The following is a 16,172-nucleotide window of genomic DNA, read 5'->3' as shown; positions in this document are numbered from 1 at the left end:
CCGCAGGGACACAGGCCATTTACGACCATACGCAGGCGTAGCCAAGTGATGGAAGCCACTGGTGCGCTACACTTTGCGGTCTAGAAATCAATAACAGTCGCGCGCGTGCGTGCGGTAATGGGAGCGCTAATGAACTGGTTGAACGAGCTGCTGAACAACGACCCGAACCCGGTGGAAAGCCAGGAGTGGATCGAGTCGTTGAAGGCCGTGATTGATGTCGAGGGCCCCGAGCGCGCGCATCAACTGTTGGAAGGCATGGTGGAGCTGACCCGTCGTTCGGGTGCGTACCTGCCGTTCTCTCCCACCACCGAATACGTGAACACCATCGCGCCGAACCTGGAGGCCAAGAGCCCGGGCGACGCCGACCTGGAATGGCGCATCCGTTCGATCATCCGCTGGAATGCGATGGCCACCGTGGTGCGCGCCAACCGCAAGCCGGGCGACCTGGGCGGCCACATCGCCAGCTTCGCATCGGGCGCCACGCTGTATGACGTCGGCTTCAATCACTTCTGGCGCGCGCCGAGTGACAACCACCCCGGCGACCTGCTGTTCATCCAGGGCCACAGCGCCCCGGGCATCTATGCGCGTTCCTACCTGGAAGGCCGCATCGACGAAGCGCAGCTGGACAAGTTCCGCATGGAAGTCGACGGCGGTGGCCTTTCCAGCTACCCGCACCCGTGGCTGATGCCGGATTACTGGCAGACCCCGACCGTTTCCATGGGCCTGGGCCCGCTCGCCGCGATCTACCAGGCGCAGTTCCTGCGTTACCTGGAAAACCGTGGCCTGATCGAAAAGTCCGACCGCAAGGTGTGGTGCTTCATCGGCGATGGCGAGAGCGACGAGCCGGAAACCCTGGGCGCCATCGCGCTGGCCGGCCGCGAAGGCCTGGACAACCTGATCTTCGTGGTGAACTGCAACCTGCAGCGCCTTGATGGCCCGGTGCGCGGCAACGGCAAGATCATCCAGGAACTGGAAGGCGTGTTCCGTGGCGGCGGCTGGAACGTGATCAAGCTGCTGTGGGGCGGTTACTGGGATGCCCTGCTGGCCAAGGACACCGATGGCGTCCTGAAGAAGCTGATGATGGAAACCGTCGACGGCGAATACCAGAACTGCAAGGCCTTCGGCGGCGCGTATACCCGCGAGCATTTCTTCGGCAAGTACCCGGAAACCGCAGCGATGGTTTCGGGCCTTTCCGACGACGACATCTGGCGCCTGAACCGTGGTGGCCACGACCCGCACAAGGTGTTCGCCGCCTACCACCAGGCCGTGAACACCAAGGGCATGCCGACGGTGATCCTGGCCAAGACGGTCAAGGGCTACGGCATGGGCAGCGCCGGCGAGGCACTGAACCCGACCCACCAGACCAAGAAGCTGGACGACGAAGCGGTGCGCCACTTCCGCGACCGTTTCAACATTCCGGTGACCGACGAGCAGCTGAAGGATGGCCAGGTGCCGTTCTACCACCCCGGCCCGGATTCGCCGGAAGTGAAGTACCTGCAGGAACGTCGTGCCGCGCTGGGCGGCTACCTGCCGCAGCGTCGCCGCAAGGCCAGCAAGAGCTTCAACGCACCGAAGCTGGAAACCTACGAGCGCCTGCTGAAGAGCAGCGGCGAACGTTCGTACTCCACCACGATGGCCTTCGTGCAGAGCCTGAACATCACCCTGCGTGACAAGGAACTGGGCCCGCACATCGTGCCGATCGTGGCCGACGAGGCGCGTACCTTCGGCATGGAAGGCCTGTTCCGGCAGATCGGCATCTACGCCCCGTTCGGCCAGAAGTACAAGCCGGTGGATGCGGACCAGCTGATGTTCTACCGCGAAGACCAGAGCGGCCAGGTGCTGCAGCAGGGCATCAGCGAGCCGGGTGCGATTGCATCGTGGATGGCCGCCGGTACCAGCTATTCGGTTTCCAACGTGCCGATGCTGCCGTTCTACATCTATTACTCGATGTTCGGCTTCCAGCGCGTGGGCGACATCGCCTGGCAGGCCGCCGACATGCGTACCCGCGGCTTCCTGCTGGGTGGCACCGCCGGCCGCACCACGCTGAACGGTGAAGGCCTGCAGCACGAAGATGGCCACAGCCACCTGGCTGCTGGTGGCATCCCGAACGTGCGCAGCTATGACCCGACCTTCGGCTTCGAAGTGACGGTGATCCTGCAGCACGGCACCAAGGCGATGATGGAAGACCAGGTGGATGAGTACTACTACATCACCCTGATGAACGAAAACTACACCCACCCGGAAATGCCGGAAGGTGCGGCCGAAGGCATCGTCAAGGGCATGTACCTGCTGACCGACGCCGGCAAGCCGAAGAAGAACGAGCTGCGCGTGCAGCTGCTGGGTTCGGGCACGATCCTGCGTGAAGCGATTGCCGCGGCCGAGCTGCTGGACAAGGACTTCGGCGTGACCGCCGACATCTGGAGCTGCCCGAGCTTCAACGAACTGCGTCGCGATGGTTTCGACGTGGAGCGTTACAACCGCATGCACCCGGAAGGCGAGCAGCGCAAGGCGTACGTGACCGAGCTGCTGGAAGGCCGTCAGGGCCCGGTGATTGCCGCGACCGACTATGTGCGGGCGTATGCGGACCAGATCCGTGCGTTCATCCCGGGGCACTACACCGTGCTGGGTACGGATGGCTTCGGCCGTTCGGACACGCGTGCGAACCTGCGCCGGTTCTTCGAGGTTGACCGGTACTACATCGCGCATGCTGCGATTGCGGCGCTGGCCAAGGAAGGGAAGATGACGGGCAAGGATGTGGCCCGGGCGATCAAGCAGTACAAGATTGATGTGGAGAAGTCGAACCCTGTTGGGGTTTGATTGATTGATCCGATGGAGGCGCGGAGTGAGCTCCGCGTCTCCGTTGGTGAGACCTGGGAAGGCTAGACTCGCCCTTATGACAGGAACACTCACCATGTCCGACCCGAACCATGACGCTGCGTTTTACGCCGTTCTGGAAGAGTTCGAGCAACTGGTTGCGCATGAGCTGCGGGGGCGACAGGCCACCCAGCGCCCGGATGGATCCCTGAAGGTTGACCCGACGAAGGTGTATATCGATGCGGGAGAGGCGACACGGTCTCTGGAAAACCTCCGCCGATTCTCTGCCGTAAGGAAGTAAGCCGCGATGGGACCCGGTGGCTCGGCGATCGTACTGATGTCGTTGCTCACCAGTGGCTATCTCTTCAACTTCATCTTCCACCCGTTCCGGTTCTTTACCCGGCGCGCTGAAGGGCAGCGATTGTTCTTCATGTCGGCCGGTTCCGGGATAGCGTTGGCAGCACTGGTATTTCCGGCCGCGGCAGTCCTGAAACATCTCCTGCCAGCCGACAGCTGGCCGATGCTGCTCGCACACGCCTTCGCTTCTGCAGTGCCAGTCCCGCATGCCAACAAGCTTTTCCTGACGCTTGCCGTAGCCGCGCTGCTGGCCTACGTGCTGAACCTTGCTTCGGTCCGCATGGTTCGCGGCAAGCATGCCAGCCACCTGCTCAGTTCAGGGGGCAAGGCAAAGTCATCCGCCCAGTGCGTGTACGACACGTTGACCGAGCGGCACGGAACGCCAATGGCGCAGCTGCTTCGCAGAGCGGCAGACCAGCAGAAGCTGGTCATGCTGACGCTGAAGTCGCGCAAGATCTACTGCGGCCGGATCTTTGAAGTGTCGCCGGATATCGACTCGGCTGAGGCGTGCCTGGAGATCCTGCCATCCTTCTCCGCCTATCGGGACAAAGACACCCTCAAGATGGGGGACGAGCGCACCGAGTACCCGATCATCGATCTTTGGGTGGCCACGCAGCGTGTGTACTCCTTGAAGGAAAAACTGGGGCTGTTTCGCGGAACGTTTGCGCAGTTCGCGTTACGCAAGGCAGGTCCGATGATTGAGGCGCATATGGCGGCTGTCCGCAAGTACGAGAGCGGCCTGAAGGACGAGATCAATGAGCTCGAAGCCCAGATCGGGGGCATGCTCAACGGACGCGACTTCGACGTCCAGGACTGGGTGAAGGTGATCCCGCTGAAAGAGGTTGAGTCGGCCTCGTTCCATGATGCTGGCGCTTACAGTGCTTGGTTTGCCGCGGCAGAGAACGGGGCGCTTCGGGTTCAGTGAGTGGCTTGGCTGTTACTTCTCCTTCTGTCTACGCCCCCCAGATTGAGTAGCGCACCTGCAGGCCGACGCCGGCAAGCCGGAGAAGAACGAGCCGCACGTGCAGCTGCTGGGTTCGGACGGGCTCTGCGCGAAGCGATTGCCGCGGCCGAGGTGCTGGACAAGGACTTCGGCGTGACCGGCGATATCTGGAGCTGCCCAAGCTTCACGAACTGCGTCGCGATGGTTTCGATGCGGAGCGTTACAACTGCAAGCCCCGTAAGGCCAACAGCGCAAGGCTTACGTGACCGCGCTGCTGAAAGGACGCCAGTACCCCTTGTTTGCGGCGACAGACTATGTGCGTGCGTATGCGGACCAGATCCGTGCGTTCATCTCGGCGCACTACACGGTGCTGCGTACGGATGGCTTCGGTCGTTCGGATACGCGTGAGAACCTGCGTCGGTTCTTCGTAGCTGACCAGCGCTACATCGCGCATGTCGATGCAGGTGATTTGGCTCTGGAGCGTCTCTTAGACCCGTACGTTAGGCTTTATGCCTCGGGCCAGTCTGACGTTAGGCGCTCAGACTCAACCCCGCGCCGAAAGAAGAGGCGTTAGTAGCTGCTTAAGTTTTAATCGACGACGCTAAAGTCGAGTGTTTCGGAGCTCTTGTGATAGTGCCTGTCTTTGCCTTTTGCTACCCCGTAACGTTGTAGCTAAGTCGTTAACGGTTCCTGGACATGATCGGCCCGGGGAACGGCTTTCACGCGATTTCGGTAAAGCTGAACGGCGCGAACCACAAGAAGCTAATGCAGGCACCGGCAATGCTTGCTGAGGGTCCACTGACGGAAGGGCATGGCACAGCTTCAGCTAACTCTATGGTACGCCCGGTTGCATCCCACGCGCAGCACTCGCAGGACAAAAGCGTCTCGCATTAGCGCAATCGACCATTGCTGCAATAGACTTCCTCAATCGGAAGCTAGGGATGGCAATGGCAATGGCAAAGCTCGACGCAGAAATCGAACTCAGTGGCTTTGAGGTTGGAGCCGAGTACACGCGCCAAGAGATAGCAAAGTTGGGCGGGTTACCGGTACCGGAGAGCATCCGGACCAGCCAGTGGGGGACGGGGGTGCTCGAACTGCAGAACGCTGTCCTGTTGTTCGTCACCCTGCAGAAGAGTAGTGAAGATGACTACCTCGATGAATTCGACGGTGACATCTTCTACTGGGAAAGCCAGCGCAGTCAGCGTCAACAGAGTCCGGTGATCCAAAAGATGGGCGCCGGAGAGCTTGTTCCGCATCTATTCGCCCGCGTCCGTGACCGACAGCCCTTTGTGTACTGCGGACGGCTTGGCGTTCCCCTGATGGAGGGGGAGAAGCCCGTAACGTGTCTGTTTGAGCAATTGGACTTCCAAGAGTCGCCCACGGGTCAGCTTGCGGAACTCTACGAATGGAGACCTTCGCATGAGCCGCAGGCTTTTGTGGCAAGACGAGGGCGACTGAGTGCTGCTAAGAGCAGCGGCACCTCTGTCAATCGGAGGAGTGCAAAGTATTGGCACGTGGCCGATGCAGTTGATGAGCTCGGCACGCCCACCATTGCCGAAATAGGGGGCTGGCTGTCTTCGCGTTATCCAGAAGACATGCAAACTGATTTGAGGGAGAACCTCGCGCATCTGACAGTCAATTCTCCCAGCCGAGTCCACTATGACCGAGTTCGGCGAGACTGGCGGAGCGATGCCGTACCCAGGCATCCACGGGACCGCTTAGTCAGATTGGAAGGAAGTCCTATTCGATACCAGAGCTTCGATCCAGCTCTACACGGCCATTACGATCTGAGGCAGGGCGAGGATAAGAGCTGGTACGCAGTGGCTTTGAGCAAGGACGTACTTGGTGCGGCCGAGGCACAGGGAGCCTCGGAGATCGAGCGGCATCCATCGCCGCTCACCGATGAGGATGATGCGCGTCTCTGGATCATGAAGGCTGTGGCCATGCGAAAGGGGCAGGGTGCCTTTCGGAAGGAACTGCTTACTGCGTATAAAGGAAGGTGCGCAATTTCAGATTGTGCCACCGAGTCAGTCCTCGAGGCTGCTCACATTTCGCCCTACAAAGGCGAGCATACCAACCGTGCTGACAATGGCCTACTTCTCCGTTCGGACCTTCATACATTATTCGACCTTGGCTACCTGTGGATAGACGCGGACTTCCACGTGAGGTTCGCTTTGCCCCTCCAGGGCGGAGATTACTGCGCTTTTGAAGGGAAGGAACTACGCCTTCCTGAAAGTGCCGAACAGCGGCCGGGGGCGGCTGGACTAGCGAGGCATGCTGCTTACGCATTAGCGCGCATTGGTGGCCTCGGCAACCCCTAGCTCGCCTGAGATAGCGCTGCGCAGCGCTTTCGCGTTCTGGTCCTGATCAATCAGAAAATTGGACGCTGGGGAGGGCGTTGAGAAAGATCAGGCCGATTGATCCCTAGCGTCGCGCCGCGACAGTGGGCGCAGCATTAACTTTGTTCCAAGCAGGTCTCTGAATCTTGGCTGCCATGCTCGGCGTGTTCAACGCGACAGTATAGGCTAAAGTCGTCTCCGTAAGCTAAACTAAATTTGGTCAGGTTGTATGGCCGGAGCATGGCTTGGGAAAACTGGCGTGCCAGGAGATAGATTAACTTCCACTCTTCCGCGTCGATGTGCATGGAGTGAGTGCTAAAACCTGAAGTTCTGGAATTAGATAGACGCTTCCTTCGGCCGCGCCATATTTTCTCACCAAGTAAATTCCATCTACCTTCGCTAGCACCCTTAAGTCGCTCGTGTGGCGTTCAGAGGTTGGGGCCTCCAGCAGTAGTTGAGCGAAGCTCGTGTCAGGTGACAGAAAAAGTCGCGCGCAGGAGTTTCCTCCGGTGGCGCTCGAGCCGAGCACCGCGCCGGCCAGCCAAGCTCCTGTCGGCGGAAAAATGCACACAAACGTCACAATCCCCATGGCTGCCAAGAATGCTTGACGCGCAGGCCCGGCGTATCTGCTCGTCAACTGTATAGCCATCACGCACCCTACCTGCAGAAGGGCGAGTAGGATCATAGCGCAGATGACTATCAATAAAATTCTTGAGGGGCTGTCGTCACGCAACGCGCTCAGAATTGACTGCATTACAAAAACGCTGATAAGCATCTGCGCGACACCAGCGAACGTTGTTCTAAGTGTCGACTCTGAAAATACAACCCCTCGATCAGCACTACGTATGAACGCGCCGCAGATTCCGTAGAGTAGAGCTGTGAGACAAATAATTGGAAGGTACATCCAATCGCTTACGGCATCACTCAGGGCCGAAACTATTATAGTGCCTGCGATGACTGCGGCTGGCATCAGGAGCAGAGCGATCCACTGCAAAGCCGATCTTTTGCGCGCTTTCCTTTCCAGTGGGAAAATTACGAGCTCGCCCTTCTCATCACGTGGCGCGCCCTCAATTAGGACGAGGACGGGCGCTACCATCAGAACGCTGCAGCATACTGACAACAGCGCGATAGCTGCCAACAATGTTGGTAACGAGGAAATTACATCAGTTGAGGCCAGGTTCAGCGGTGCTCGTCCGAAGATCGAATAATTGAACAAAGCGGCACTTGGAAGAAATATTCCCAGCGTAGCCAAGAGCACCGGGTGTGCCTGTATCCATGCTTGTATAGATCGCAACTCGTTAGTCCAGTCATGACTGTGAGCTTCGGACACGGAGCCCGGATCCTTCATCTTCAATTCCTTGTGAAAATACTTGAGTTAAGGACACTCATCGTCGGGATTGAGTGCGGAGGGGCTGCCATCTGATGGTGATGCCTAATCGAGCTTTTCTCAATGGCTGCGAGATCAACCCTTAGGAACGCTCATAACATATCTAAGCGAAAATTTAGGGTGGTGCCGGCCGCTAATCCGCAAGCTTGACGTCCGTCAGATCAAGTTGAAGGACCTCCATCCAGCTGACATTCGATGATGCGGAAGGCTTGGGCCAGCGAACGAGAACGCGCCGCGAGCTGTTCCTCAACGAGATGGATCAGGTGGTGCCATGGCAGCGACTGTTGGCGCTGATCGAGCCGCACTACCTGATTGCAGGCCGGTCGAGGCCGTCATGGTCATCTCCCAGCGGAAGGAGTGAAGATGGTCGCGGCAGGTCTCAGAAGATGTTGCCGGGCAGGGGGTCGACTCTGGCGCACGGCACCGCTCTCTCGTTAAGCTCCCCCCGCAGATATCAGGAGTCACCGTCATGGACGACCTGCTCAATCGATCCGCGCTGCTCAGCCAGGCGCTCCTCTCCACGGTGGATCATCCTCCTGCGGATGACTCCCCTAGGCTACTGGCCTCTGCGGATGCAGCGTTGCTCAGCCTCGAACACGCAGACGCCCTTCGCACGCTGATGGCGGGAGGCATGGCGTCCTCCTCTGTGGCATTGATGCGCTGCCAGTACGAGGCCTTCGCGCGGTCCATCTGGATTCTGCACTGTGCAACCGAGGAGCAGGTCGAGTTGCTGTCCTGTCCGCCGGAAGTCGGAACGAGCGAGAAAAGACTGCCGATGCTGTCGAAGATGCTGGAGGCACTCGCGCAGGCCCCTTTTCTGGCCAACCTGCTGCCACACCTCATCGAACTGAAGGCGCATGCTTGGTCATCACTGAACTCCTTCGTGCACGCGGGTGTACACGCATTGAGCCGGAGCCGGGATGGTTTCCCGACGCCCTTGGTGATCAATGTCGTCCGCATGAGCAACAATATGTCGATGATGGCGGGGCAGCACCTCGCCATCCTCACCGGCATCCCGGATCTGCAGAAGGAGGTGCTGCGGCTCAACGAGACGTATGCCGGGTGTCTTTTGTTGGACGAAGAAAAACGTCGCGCCATCGAGGTGGCTTCATTGTCAGGGCAGTCGATCTAGTGGTGGCAACTATTTAGATCGACGGCGAAGAAGCACGCTGCTGTTGGTCCTGCGTGCGCTGCACTTCTGCCGCCTGCTCGTGCGCTTGGCGCTGCCCAATTGCCTCCACCTGGCTCAGACTCTCCTGTACCGGGCGCTGGGCTGCGTCCGCCGCTGCCATATGCGTACGCAGTGCGGCGGGGTCGGACATGTCACCCTGAACCACGAAGATGTTCTGCGCTGCAGGCGAATTTGCAGTTTGCTTGCTCAGCACCACATGGTCTGCGCGGGTGATGCCCGCATCCTTGGCACTGGCCAGCAGGCTGGCCGACATACGCTCGCTGGTTTCGTCGAAGGTGCGGCCGTTGGCCTTGTCAAGAATTTCGACCTTGCTGCGGATCTCGTCAAGTAATGTTTGATCGCTTGGGCTCAGTCCTGATGCCGTGGGGGGCGCGTCGCCCACGGCACGGTCTGACTTGTCCCGCGGCTTCTGCGTGAGATCGGCAGTGTTGTTCAGCTCGATTCGACCGTACCCTTCCTTGCCGAGATCGATGATGGGAAACACCCTGGCGTTGCCGAGGTCCAATCCATTGCGTTCAAGCTGGCGAGGGTCCAAGCCCAGCTCGTGCAGGTCCACCCGGATCTCCGCAGGGGGCCTGCCGCGCCAGAGCCCTTCGTAGCCTTGTGCGATAGAGGAAATTGGTGAGGTACCGTAGTAGTTCCGGTAATCCGAATCGCCGTTGCGGCCCAGCGTCCCCGAGCCATCGTAGAAGCATCTTTCTACTGCGGGCGTCAGTCTTGGGCCATCTTGGTAGGGTCCCGTCGTCAGATCTTCGTAACCAATTCCCGCTGCCAGTTGAGGGGCGTGACCAGATCGGTCGATGCATCGCGAGGTGGAGTCCTGGGCAAGCAGCCGTTCGAGTTCGGCCTCTGATGCATCAGGCGATAGGTTCCTGTTGCGACTGTTGAGAGCTCGCAGCCCGCTGATCTCAGCCAAAGCCTCTTCTCTGCGCCCGCCATCGAGGTACTTTCGTACCGGCTCGGTCAAGTCAACACGCTCGTCATAGTCCCGGTAGGCCTGCGTCATTGCCTTGCCGTAGGCAAGGTTGAAGTCAGCCAGCGCATCCTGCCGGAAAGAGGTCAGCACACCATGCATGCCTTCGTGGCCCAGCACTTCCGTAATCAGGCCAAGGCGCGCGTTCCCGCTCCACTCGGTGAAGTTGGTGGCGCTGACGTACACAGTGCCTGGCTGGCCGTTCTGACCGGCTTCGAAGTGCCCGCCGTTATGTTCGCCATAGGAGACTCCGATCGCACCAATCTGCTTTTCAGAGGCAGCGTTGCCCAGAAGTGCATGCAGATACGGAGATTCCGCTATGGCCTGCCGAATAACGTGCTCAGCGCCCTTGGGAAGTCGAGGGTCTTGGGGCAGTTGAGAAAGCAGCGCCTCTACACGCGCATCCATGTCCTTCATGGTACATCTCCTGAAAATCGCACCTCGTAAACGCAGACTTTCGGCGACGGGGCGCCCGTGGTGTAGGTCAGCAGGTCGGCGTAGAACACTGTGCTGCCATCGGAAGAGGTGCGGCGGTACTGCTGCAGGCGGCCTCTCTGGTAACCACGCTCGCCGCCACGCTCATATCCGCTCGCTGCCAGGGCCTCTCCTGCAGTCGATGCAGCCCAGAAGCAGGGAGCTTGCGGGTCCTCCGTGAGCGCCTTCTTGCCGGGCCTGTAAATGGAAACGCCATGGTAGGGCGCCTTCATGCCTCGCGTAGGGCTCCCGTAGCTGGCATAGAACGCGTAGCCATCCGCCATGGGCTGATCCTTGGCTTCCCCGCCACCCCTTCCTTCTTCGACTGGTGTCAGAGTGATCTCCATGGCTCGGGAAAACTTTCCTTCCGAGGCATCAGAGGGCTCATGCAAGGAGGCCGCGTAGGCGACAAGACGTTGCTGCAAGTTGCTTGCACTGAGCGTGCGCACAGCTGCCGGGCCGTTTGATGGCGCGCCCGCCTCTGGCTGAGGCGGTGCGCTGATGGCAATCACGTCGGACGCTGGAGCACATGCGGGCAGCACCGCGAGCAGGGACGACAATCCTACGGCCATTAGGGCGTGAGCTGATCGCGGCGCTATGCGGTGGGCCATCTACGTGAGCCGCGCGAAGAGCAGGGTAGGCAGGGCATTAGCCCAAGAACGTCCAACGTACACAAGTGCGTCCATTTCGATGGCCACTCCTTCATCAATGTCCATTGGGGTCAGTCTGCTCATCGTTCATCTTCGAAGTTCGATTGCGGCTTGAACGCATAACAGCGCATCCGCTCATAGCTGGGTTAATGAACCTTGTAACGGGAAAGTACGCTCCGCGCCGCATCTTCGATGGATTTCCAGTCCTTGAGCAGCACGCTGGGATAGAAAAGGGTCACCGATAGGTTGTCAGCTTGGTCCACAAGATAGTGAGAACAACTGGCAACTATATCTGCACCATCGGATACCAGCGCTGTGCCTTTGATCTCCAGACCTTGGCGACCGTTCTGGGGCTGGTCACACTTGATGAAAGTCGACAGTGTGTCGTCGCTGGAGCGGGCGACGTACCAGTCATCCTCGGTCCTGACGTTACGGACAGGTGGACTGCCTCGCTGGTCCAAGTAATTCTTGGAATAGGCTGCCATCCGCTCCTCATCGATGACGTACGGGGTAAGCCCGAACTGCTCAGGCGAAGGCCTACGCATGTCCAGTCGATTACGTGGGTCTTGCCGCTCGATTGAGCCATCTTCGGTCTTGGATTCGGTACTGGTTATCCGTTGCAGTAAATTGCCGATGGGTACTGCATCTACGTGGTCGATGGACATACTGATCGCACGGTGATGATCGGACATTGAGCGCGTCGAGCGCGTCCCAGGAGGCGCAGCATCAAGGTCCGGCCACATCAACGTCAACCCCACCCCACCGCCTATAGCAGGGCCGATCTGGTCATCGTAATAGTTGGCTGGAAACGCGAACCGGTGCGGGCCGATCTTCGCTGCAACGGGCTTGGTGGTGTAGGTGTACCCGCCAACGGTGCGGCTCTCGGCCGGATCTTCAGTCAGGACAGCGTCCTTTTCCGCTGTGTCAAACGATGGTCGCTGGGCACACGCCGTTGTGTTGAGAGCTGCGACCAGTGCCACGGCAAGGCATCGACTGGGTGACAGGACACTCATGGGGCCAATCCTTTTTGGATCATCGGCGGAATTGTAGGGGCCGCAGTGTCAATGACGCGGTAAGCGATCACGGTTTGTATCGTAAGGGCCATCGGCATCCACGCCGCGTCAACTCACCTTGTAGCGTGCCAACACGGCGCGCACGTCGCTCTGCATTCGCTTCCAATCAGCCAGCACGGCCCTGCTGTAGTTCATCCGGACGGCAAGGCTGTCCGGCACATCCACGAAATAATGAGTGCATGCGGCGACTCTGCCGGTCTGCTGCGAGACCAACCGATTACCCTCAATAGTGAGTCCATCGTCAATGCGCTTTCTGCTGTCGCATTTGATGAACGTCTCAACGGGATCGCCTGCCGTTTGTGAGATGTACCAGTCGTCGGAGTTCAGCGAATCGCCTTTGTAAGGCATCCCCGTCTCCTGCTCGAAGGCCGCGGCGAAGGTCGGGATCTTTGCTTCATCAATCAGGTACGGTGTAAGGCCCATGGTCGGCTCACCTGCCACTCGTTGATCCAATCGACGCAGCGGATCCCGTTGCGAAAGGGAGCCCTCAGCGGTCGTGGGGTCCGTGGTCGTCAACCGCTCAAGGAACTCTCCGATGGGAGTCTTATCGACATGATCGATCGATACGACGACGCTGCGATACTGATCCTCCATAGAGCGATCAGTGCGCGATCCCGGCTGCGCGGCCTCCATTGATGGCCACAGGAAGGTCAGTCCGACGCCGCCCCCAACCGCGGGGCCGATCTGGTCATCGTAGTAGTTCGCAGGAAACGCGAATCGGTGCGGGCCAATGCGCGTCTCTACGGGATGTGTCGTGTAGGTGTATCCGTCAACGGTACGGCTCTCAGCGGAATTTTCGGTCATGGCAGCTTCCTTTTCAGCCTTGTCAGACGACGGTCCCTGGGCGCACGCCGTATTGAGGGCCGCGGCCAATGCCAGGGCAATGCACCGACTGGGTGACAGGACACTCATGGGACCAATCCTTTGTGGCTCATCGGCCGGATTGTAGAGCCCGCTCCGTCAACGATTCGGTAAGCGGTCACGCTTCGCACCTCACGCTCGAGGGGCAGCTCACGTCAGCGCTTGGCAACTTCAGAAATGTTTGTCTTCGTATCGTTATCGTCGCCAACCGCATGATGGACTGACTGAATCAGCGAACTATGTATCTAAGCAAGACCACCCGCACAGCATCCTCAATGGCCTTCCAGTCCTTGAGCACCACGCGCGGATAGCGGATCGTCATCGAGAGTCTGTCAGGGGCATCGACCACGTTGTGGGTACAGCTGGCGACCTCGGGTGCATCGTCGGGGACCAGCAGTTCACCCTCGATAACTAGGCCGTTCAGACCGTTGAGCGGTTGGTCGCACCGGATGAACGTGGTCAGCTCATCATCCCCGGAGCGGGCGACATACCAGTCCTTCTCCGTCCGCGGATTCCGCGCTGGCGCCTCGCCACGTTGCTTCGAGTACGCCTGGGCGTAGGCTTCCATTCTCGTTTCATCAATAGCGTATGGGATGAGGCCGAACCGCGGAGTACCGGGAGTCCGTAGATCCAGCCGCCGTCGGGGGTCTGTCCGCTCGATCGCGCCGTCTTCAGTCGTCGCCTCGTTACTGGCCATGCGCTGCAGCAGCCCAGATATCGGAACCTTGCGCACGTAGTCGATCGAAACGCTGATAGCGCGGTAGTGATCCGCCATGGAGCGGGTAGGGCGCGTGCCCGGTGGTGCCGCCTGCAGGCGTGGCCACATGAGGGTAAGTCCAACGCCACCGCCGATGGCAGGGCCGATCTGGTCATCGTAATAATTCGCGGGGAACGCGAACCGGTGCGGTCCAATGCGTGCCTCCACGGGCTTGGTTGTATACGTGTAACCATCCAAGGTGCGGCTTTCGGCAGTGTTCTCTGATATGGCAGCTTCCTTTTCACCCTTCCCAGTGGTGGGGGCCTTGGCGCAGGCCGTAGCGCTGAGGGCCGCGGTCATTGCCAAGGCGAGGCATCGGCTCGGTGGCATGACGCACATGAAGCCATTCCCGTGCATTTGATCGGCCCAACTATAAGAGCAGGTCCGTCAACATCCCGGTAAGCGGTCACGCTTCTACGCCAAGCGCCCGACCAAGGAGCTCCCGCAAAGCCTCCGCGACATCCCCAATTAAACAACGGTCTCACTCAATCGTGGAGTACAGACTCGCAGACTGGGCTTGGACGCGGCACCCAACAGACTCCTCGGTATCCATTGGGCTAGTGCAGACGCGTGAGGAACCGGCAGATGGTCCATGGCCGCTTGTGCGGAGTGGAGCTTGATCCGACGCTGCACCGAATCGGCAAGTGACCTGGTTGCCTATTGGAAAAGAACTGGGTTAAAACAAGCAAGACTCGTTAGGTCTGGCCACAGGAAAGGACATCCATGAATGACAAAGATGAAACTGACGCACTGTTCGATTCTCAGCTGATCATCGGTCCGACCATCGTTGCTGGGAGTCCGCTGCTTCGCCACCTGCATGCGGCGGGCGAATTTGACATCGACGACCAAGAAAATGTGCTCTACCTGCCCATCGACCAGGCCTTTGCAGACAAACTAGGTTGCTCACGCTATGCAAAGGAACCGATTGGTCCTTACACGGAGGGCATGCTCCAGCAATTGTCTGCTTTGGAGGCTTCGCCAGACGGGCAGGGAGCGCTTGCAGGCGACCTGGGTTCTACTGTTCGGACCGTGAATGCCATAAGGCGGCTGCGTGATACGGTAAAAGTGGCGTTGATCAATGGAGATCTGGTCGTGGCCTATAGGGAGTGAGACCGATGCACGTCCAGTTGACGATAGCCAGCCACGTCGTAAATGGCGCGTTGCTGAGGCCTCGAAGGATCACCCTGCAGGGGCTCACCTGATCACCAGCTCAGCCAATATCGGGGCGTCACCGCCGGTCCAGATGCTTGCTACGGAACTCCTTCAGATAGTCTTGGCGGTACGAGGCCATCTCCAGCAGCCCTGTGATTGGAACTCCGTCCACTTAGTCGATCAGCACGCCGATCCTCGCGATAATGATTGGCCATGGAGCGGGTAGGGCGGGTGCTGCGCGGCGCCCCGAGGACTGCCCAAGACGAAGGATGGCGTGGGCGATTGCTGGACACTGCCACTCCTTTGCAGGGAGGGGGCTGCAGTTACGGGCGCTCGCGCGGCGCTGGAGAGGTGTCCCATGAGCGAAAATCGGCTCTATGATCAGGGCATGACGACACTTCAACGTGCACGGAAAGGTGAGTATTTCATTCTTGCCCCAGACATGCGGCGCCCTGGCAAGGGGCATGGGGTTGTCTTCGAAAACCTGGACCGGTTGCTCAGTTCTCCAAGGCGTGTCCTAAGGCCTGTCACGGGTGGATTCCCTGAGCTGAGAGAGAAGCCGAAGCTCTACCACGACCCGGCCGTGGGCGATCCGCCTCAGGATCTTGAAGGTGGACTCAGCGGCTATTGGTTGGTTTCAGAACGACTGAAGGACGCGTTCGAGCAAGTAGATGCCAGTGCGTTCGCCTTCGCTGAATGTGACTACAGACTTCAAGACGGTAGCCCAGGGCCGCGATTCTTCCTGTGCGATGTTGTGCGCGTTTTGGATGCGTTGGATGAGCAAAAATCGAAGTTCCTGATCGAAGTGAGCGATGACTTCGTGGGTGGAAAATATTACAACTTCGCAGGCGGAATCAGTCTGGTGTTCCGCACCGACGTCGTCGGAGACGCGCATGTGTTTCGCACACCTTATTCCGGTAATTACGTGATCTGCGACAGTGTGATGCGCTCTGCCGTGGAGGCCGCTGGAATTGCTCGTGAAGACGATTCTGCGGGACTTTGGTTTGAAGACGCAGCTGATTACTGAGCGCGCGCTCCGAGACAAGGAGAGGTCGCACGCGGCGCAATGGTCCTTTGTTTCAAGAGCATCATGGGATAAAGCAACGGGCTTTCCGGGATACTCTCCATCCGCCTCCGTGCGCTGATCGATTGCTCACTTGATACATTGGGTCAAGGCCGGTAGTGCACGACTCAGCCAAG

The 16,172-nt window shown here is 59.2% G+C and carries 13 protein-coding genes and 2 pseudogenes; 9 read left to right on the top strand and 6 right to left on the bottom strand.

Annotated elements, in window-relative coordinates:
- The first annotated feature begins 129 nt into the window (after positions 1 to 129).
- From aceE to ACI2JH_RS09600, 5 genes and pseudogenes are all read left to right on the top strand, one after another.
- Positions 130 to 2,817 (top strand): pyruvate dehydrogenase (acetyl-transferring), homodimeric type, encoded by a 2,688-nt coding sequence (gene aceE, locus ACI2JH_RS09620; protein ID WP_192084245.1) that lies wholly within the window; start codon positions 130 to 132, stop codon positions 2,815 to 2,817.
- A 94-nt stretch (positions 2,818 to 2,911) separates the two neighbouring features.
- Positions 2,912 to 3,115: a hypothetical protein gene (locus ACI2JH_RS09615; RefSeq protein ID WP_101115958.1), complete on the top strand. Its 204-nt coding sequence runs from the start codon at positions 2,912 to 2,914 to the stop codon at positions 3,113 to 3,115.
- A 36-nt stretch (positions 3,116 to 3,151) separates the two neighbouring features.
- Positions 3,152 to 4,096, top strand: coding sequence for a hypothetical protein (locus tag ACI2JH_RS09610; RefSeq protein ID WP_404736071.1), 945 nt, complete (start codon positions 3,152 to 3,154; stop codon positions 4,094 to 4,096).
- 52 nt (positions 4,097 to 4,148) lie between these two features.
- A pseudogene (locus ACI2JH_RS09605) lies at positions 4,149 to 4,595 on the top strand (transketolase-like TK C-terminal-containing protein); the annotation flags it as partial.
- Positions 4,596 to 5,067: 472 nt separating this feature from the next.
- Positions 5,068 to 6,435 carry an HNH endonuclease gene (locus ACI2JH_RS09600; protein ID WP_404736070.1) on the top strand — a complete coding sequence of 456 codons (1,368 nt, stop codon included), beginning with the start codon at positions 5,068 to 5,070 and terminating at the stop codon, positions 6,433 to 6,435.
- A 292-nt stretch (positions 6,436 to 6,727) separates the two neighbouring features.
- Here the strand turns inward: ACI2JH_RS09600 and ACI2JH_RS09595 are convergent, their stop codons facing one another.
- Entirely contained in the window at positions 6,728 to 7,801 is a 1,074-nt protein-coding gene (locus ACI2JH_RS09595) for a hypothetical protein (RefSeq protein WP_404736069.1), read from the bottom strand.
- Positions 7,802 to 8,019: 218 nt separating this feature from the next.
- Between ACI2JH_RS09595 and ACI2JH_RS09590 the strand changes: the two are divergent.
- A pseudogene (locus ACI2JH_RS09590) lies at positions 8,020 to 8,163 on the top strand (IS5/IS1182 family transposase); the annotation flags it as partial.
- Positions 8,164 to 8,309: 146 nt separating this feature from the next.
- The gene (locus ACI2JH_RS09585; protein WP_404736068.1) at positions 8,310 to 8,972 is read left to right on the top strand and encodes a DUF6988 family protein; all 663 of its coding nucleotides are present in this window, start codon (positions 8,310 to 8,312) and stop codon (positions 8,970 to 8,972) included.
- Positions 8,973 to 8,985: 13 nt separating this feature from the next.
- Here the strand turns inward: ACI2JH_RS09585 and ACI2JH_RS09580 are convergent, their stop codons facing one another.
- The 5 genes from ACI2JH_RS09580 to ACI2JH_RS09560 all read right to left on the bottom strand — a co-directional run bounded on the left by ACI2JH_RS09580 (position 8,986) and on the right by ACI2JH_RS09560 (position 14,120).
- Positions 8,986 to 10,422: an XVIPCD domain-containing protein gene (locus tag ACI2JH_RS09580; protein ID WP_404736067.1), complete on the bottom strand. Its 1,437-nt coding sequence runs from the start codon at positions 10,420 to 10,422 to the stop codon at positions 8,986 to 8,988.
- Complete coding sequence (locus ACI2JH_RS09575) at positions 10,419 to 11,039, bottom strand: hypothetical protein (protein WP_404736066.1); 621 nt, start codon at positions 11,037 to 11,039, stop codon at positions 10,419 to 10,421. The genes ACI2JH_RS09580 and ACI2JH_RS09575 overlap by 4 nt, the downstream gene beginning before the upstream one ends.
- 236 nt (positions 11,040 to 11,275) lie before the next feature.
- Positions 11,276 to 12,142, bottom strand: coding sequence for a hypothetical protein (locus tag ACI2JH_RS09570; protein WP_404736065.1), 867 nt, complete (start codon positions 12,140 to 12,142; stop codon positions 11,276 to 11,278).
- 108 nt (positions 12,143 to 12,250) lie between these two features.
- Positions 12,251 to 13,114 (bottom strand): hypothetical protein, encoded by an 864-nt coding sequence (locus ACI2JH_RS09565; RefSeq protein ID WP_404736064.1) that lies wholly within the window; start codon positions 13,112 to 13,114, stop codon positions 12,251 to 12,253.
- Positions 13,115 to 13,292: 178 nt separating this feature from the next.
- Complete coding sequence (locus ACI2JH_RS09560) at positions 13,293 to 14,120, bottom strand: hypothetical protein (RefSeq protein WP_404736063.1); 828 nt, start codon at positions 14,118 to 14,120, stop codon at positions 13,293 to 13,295.
- A gap of 423 nt (positions 14,121 to 14,543) precedes the next feature.
- On the opposite strand from ACI2JH_RS09560, the gene ACI2JH_RS09555 reads away from it, so the two are divergent.
- Together ACI2JH_RS09555 and ACI2JH_RS09550 are read left to right on the top strand one after the other, a co-directional pair.
- On the top strand, positions 14,544 to 14,930 hold the full coding sequence (locus ACI2JH_RS09555) for a hypothetical protein (RefSeq protein ID WP_404736062.1): 387 nt from the start codon (positions 14,544 to 14,546) through the stop codon (positions 14,928 to 14,930).
- Positions 14,931 to 15,330: 400 nt separating this feature from the next.
- Positions 15,331 to 15,999 carry a DUF1629 domain-containing protein gene (locus ACI2JH_RS09550; protein ID WP_404736061.1) on the top strand — a complete coding sequence of 223 codons (669 nt, stop codon included), beginning with the start codon at positions 15,331 to 15,333 and terminating at the stop codon, positions 15,997 to 15,999.
- The last annotated feature ends 173 nt before the right edge of the window (positions 16,000 to 16,172 follow it).

The organism is Stenotrophomonas sp. NPDC078853 (assembly GCF_044901215.1).
In the GTDB taxonomy this organism is placed as follows: domain Bacteria; phylum Pseudomonadota; class Gammaproteobacteria; order Xanthomonadales; family Xanthomonadaceae; genus Stenotrophomonas; species Stenotrophomonas lacuserhaii.
This window is presented reverse-complemented; position numbering and strand designations above follow the sequence as displayed.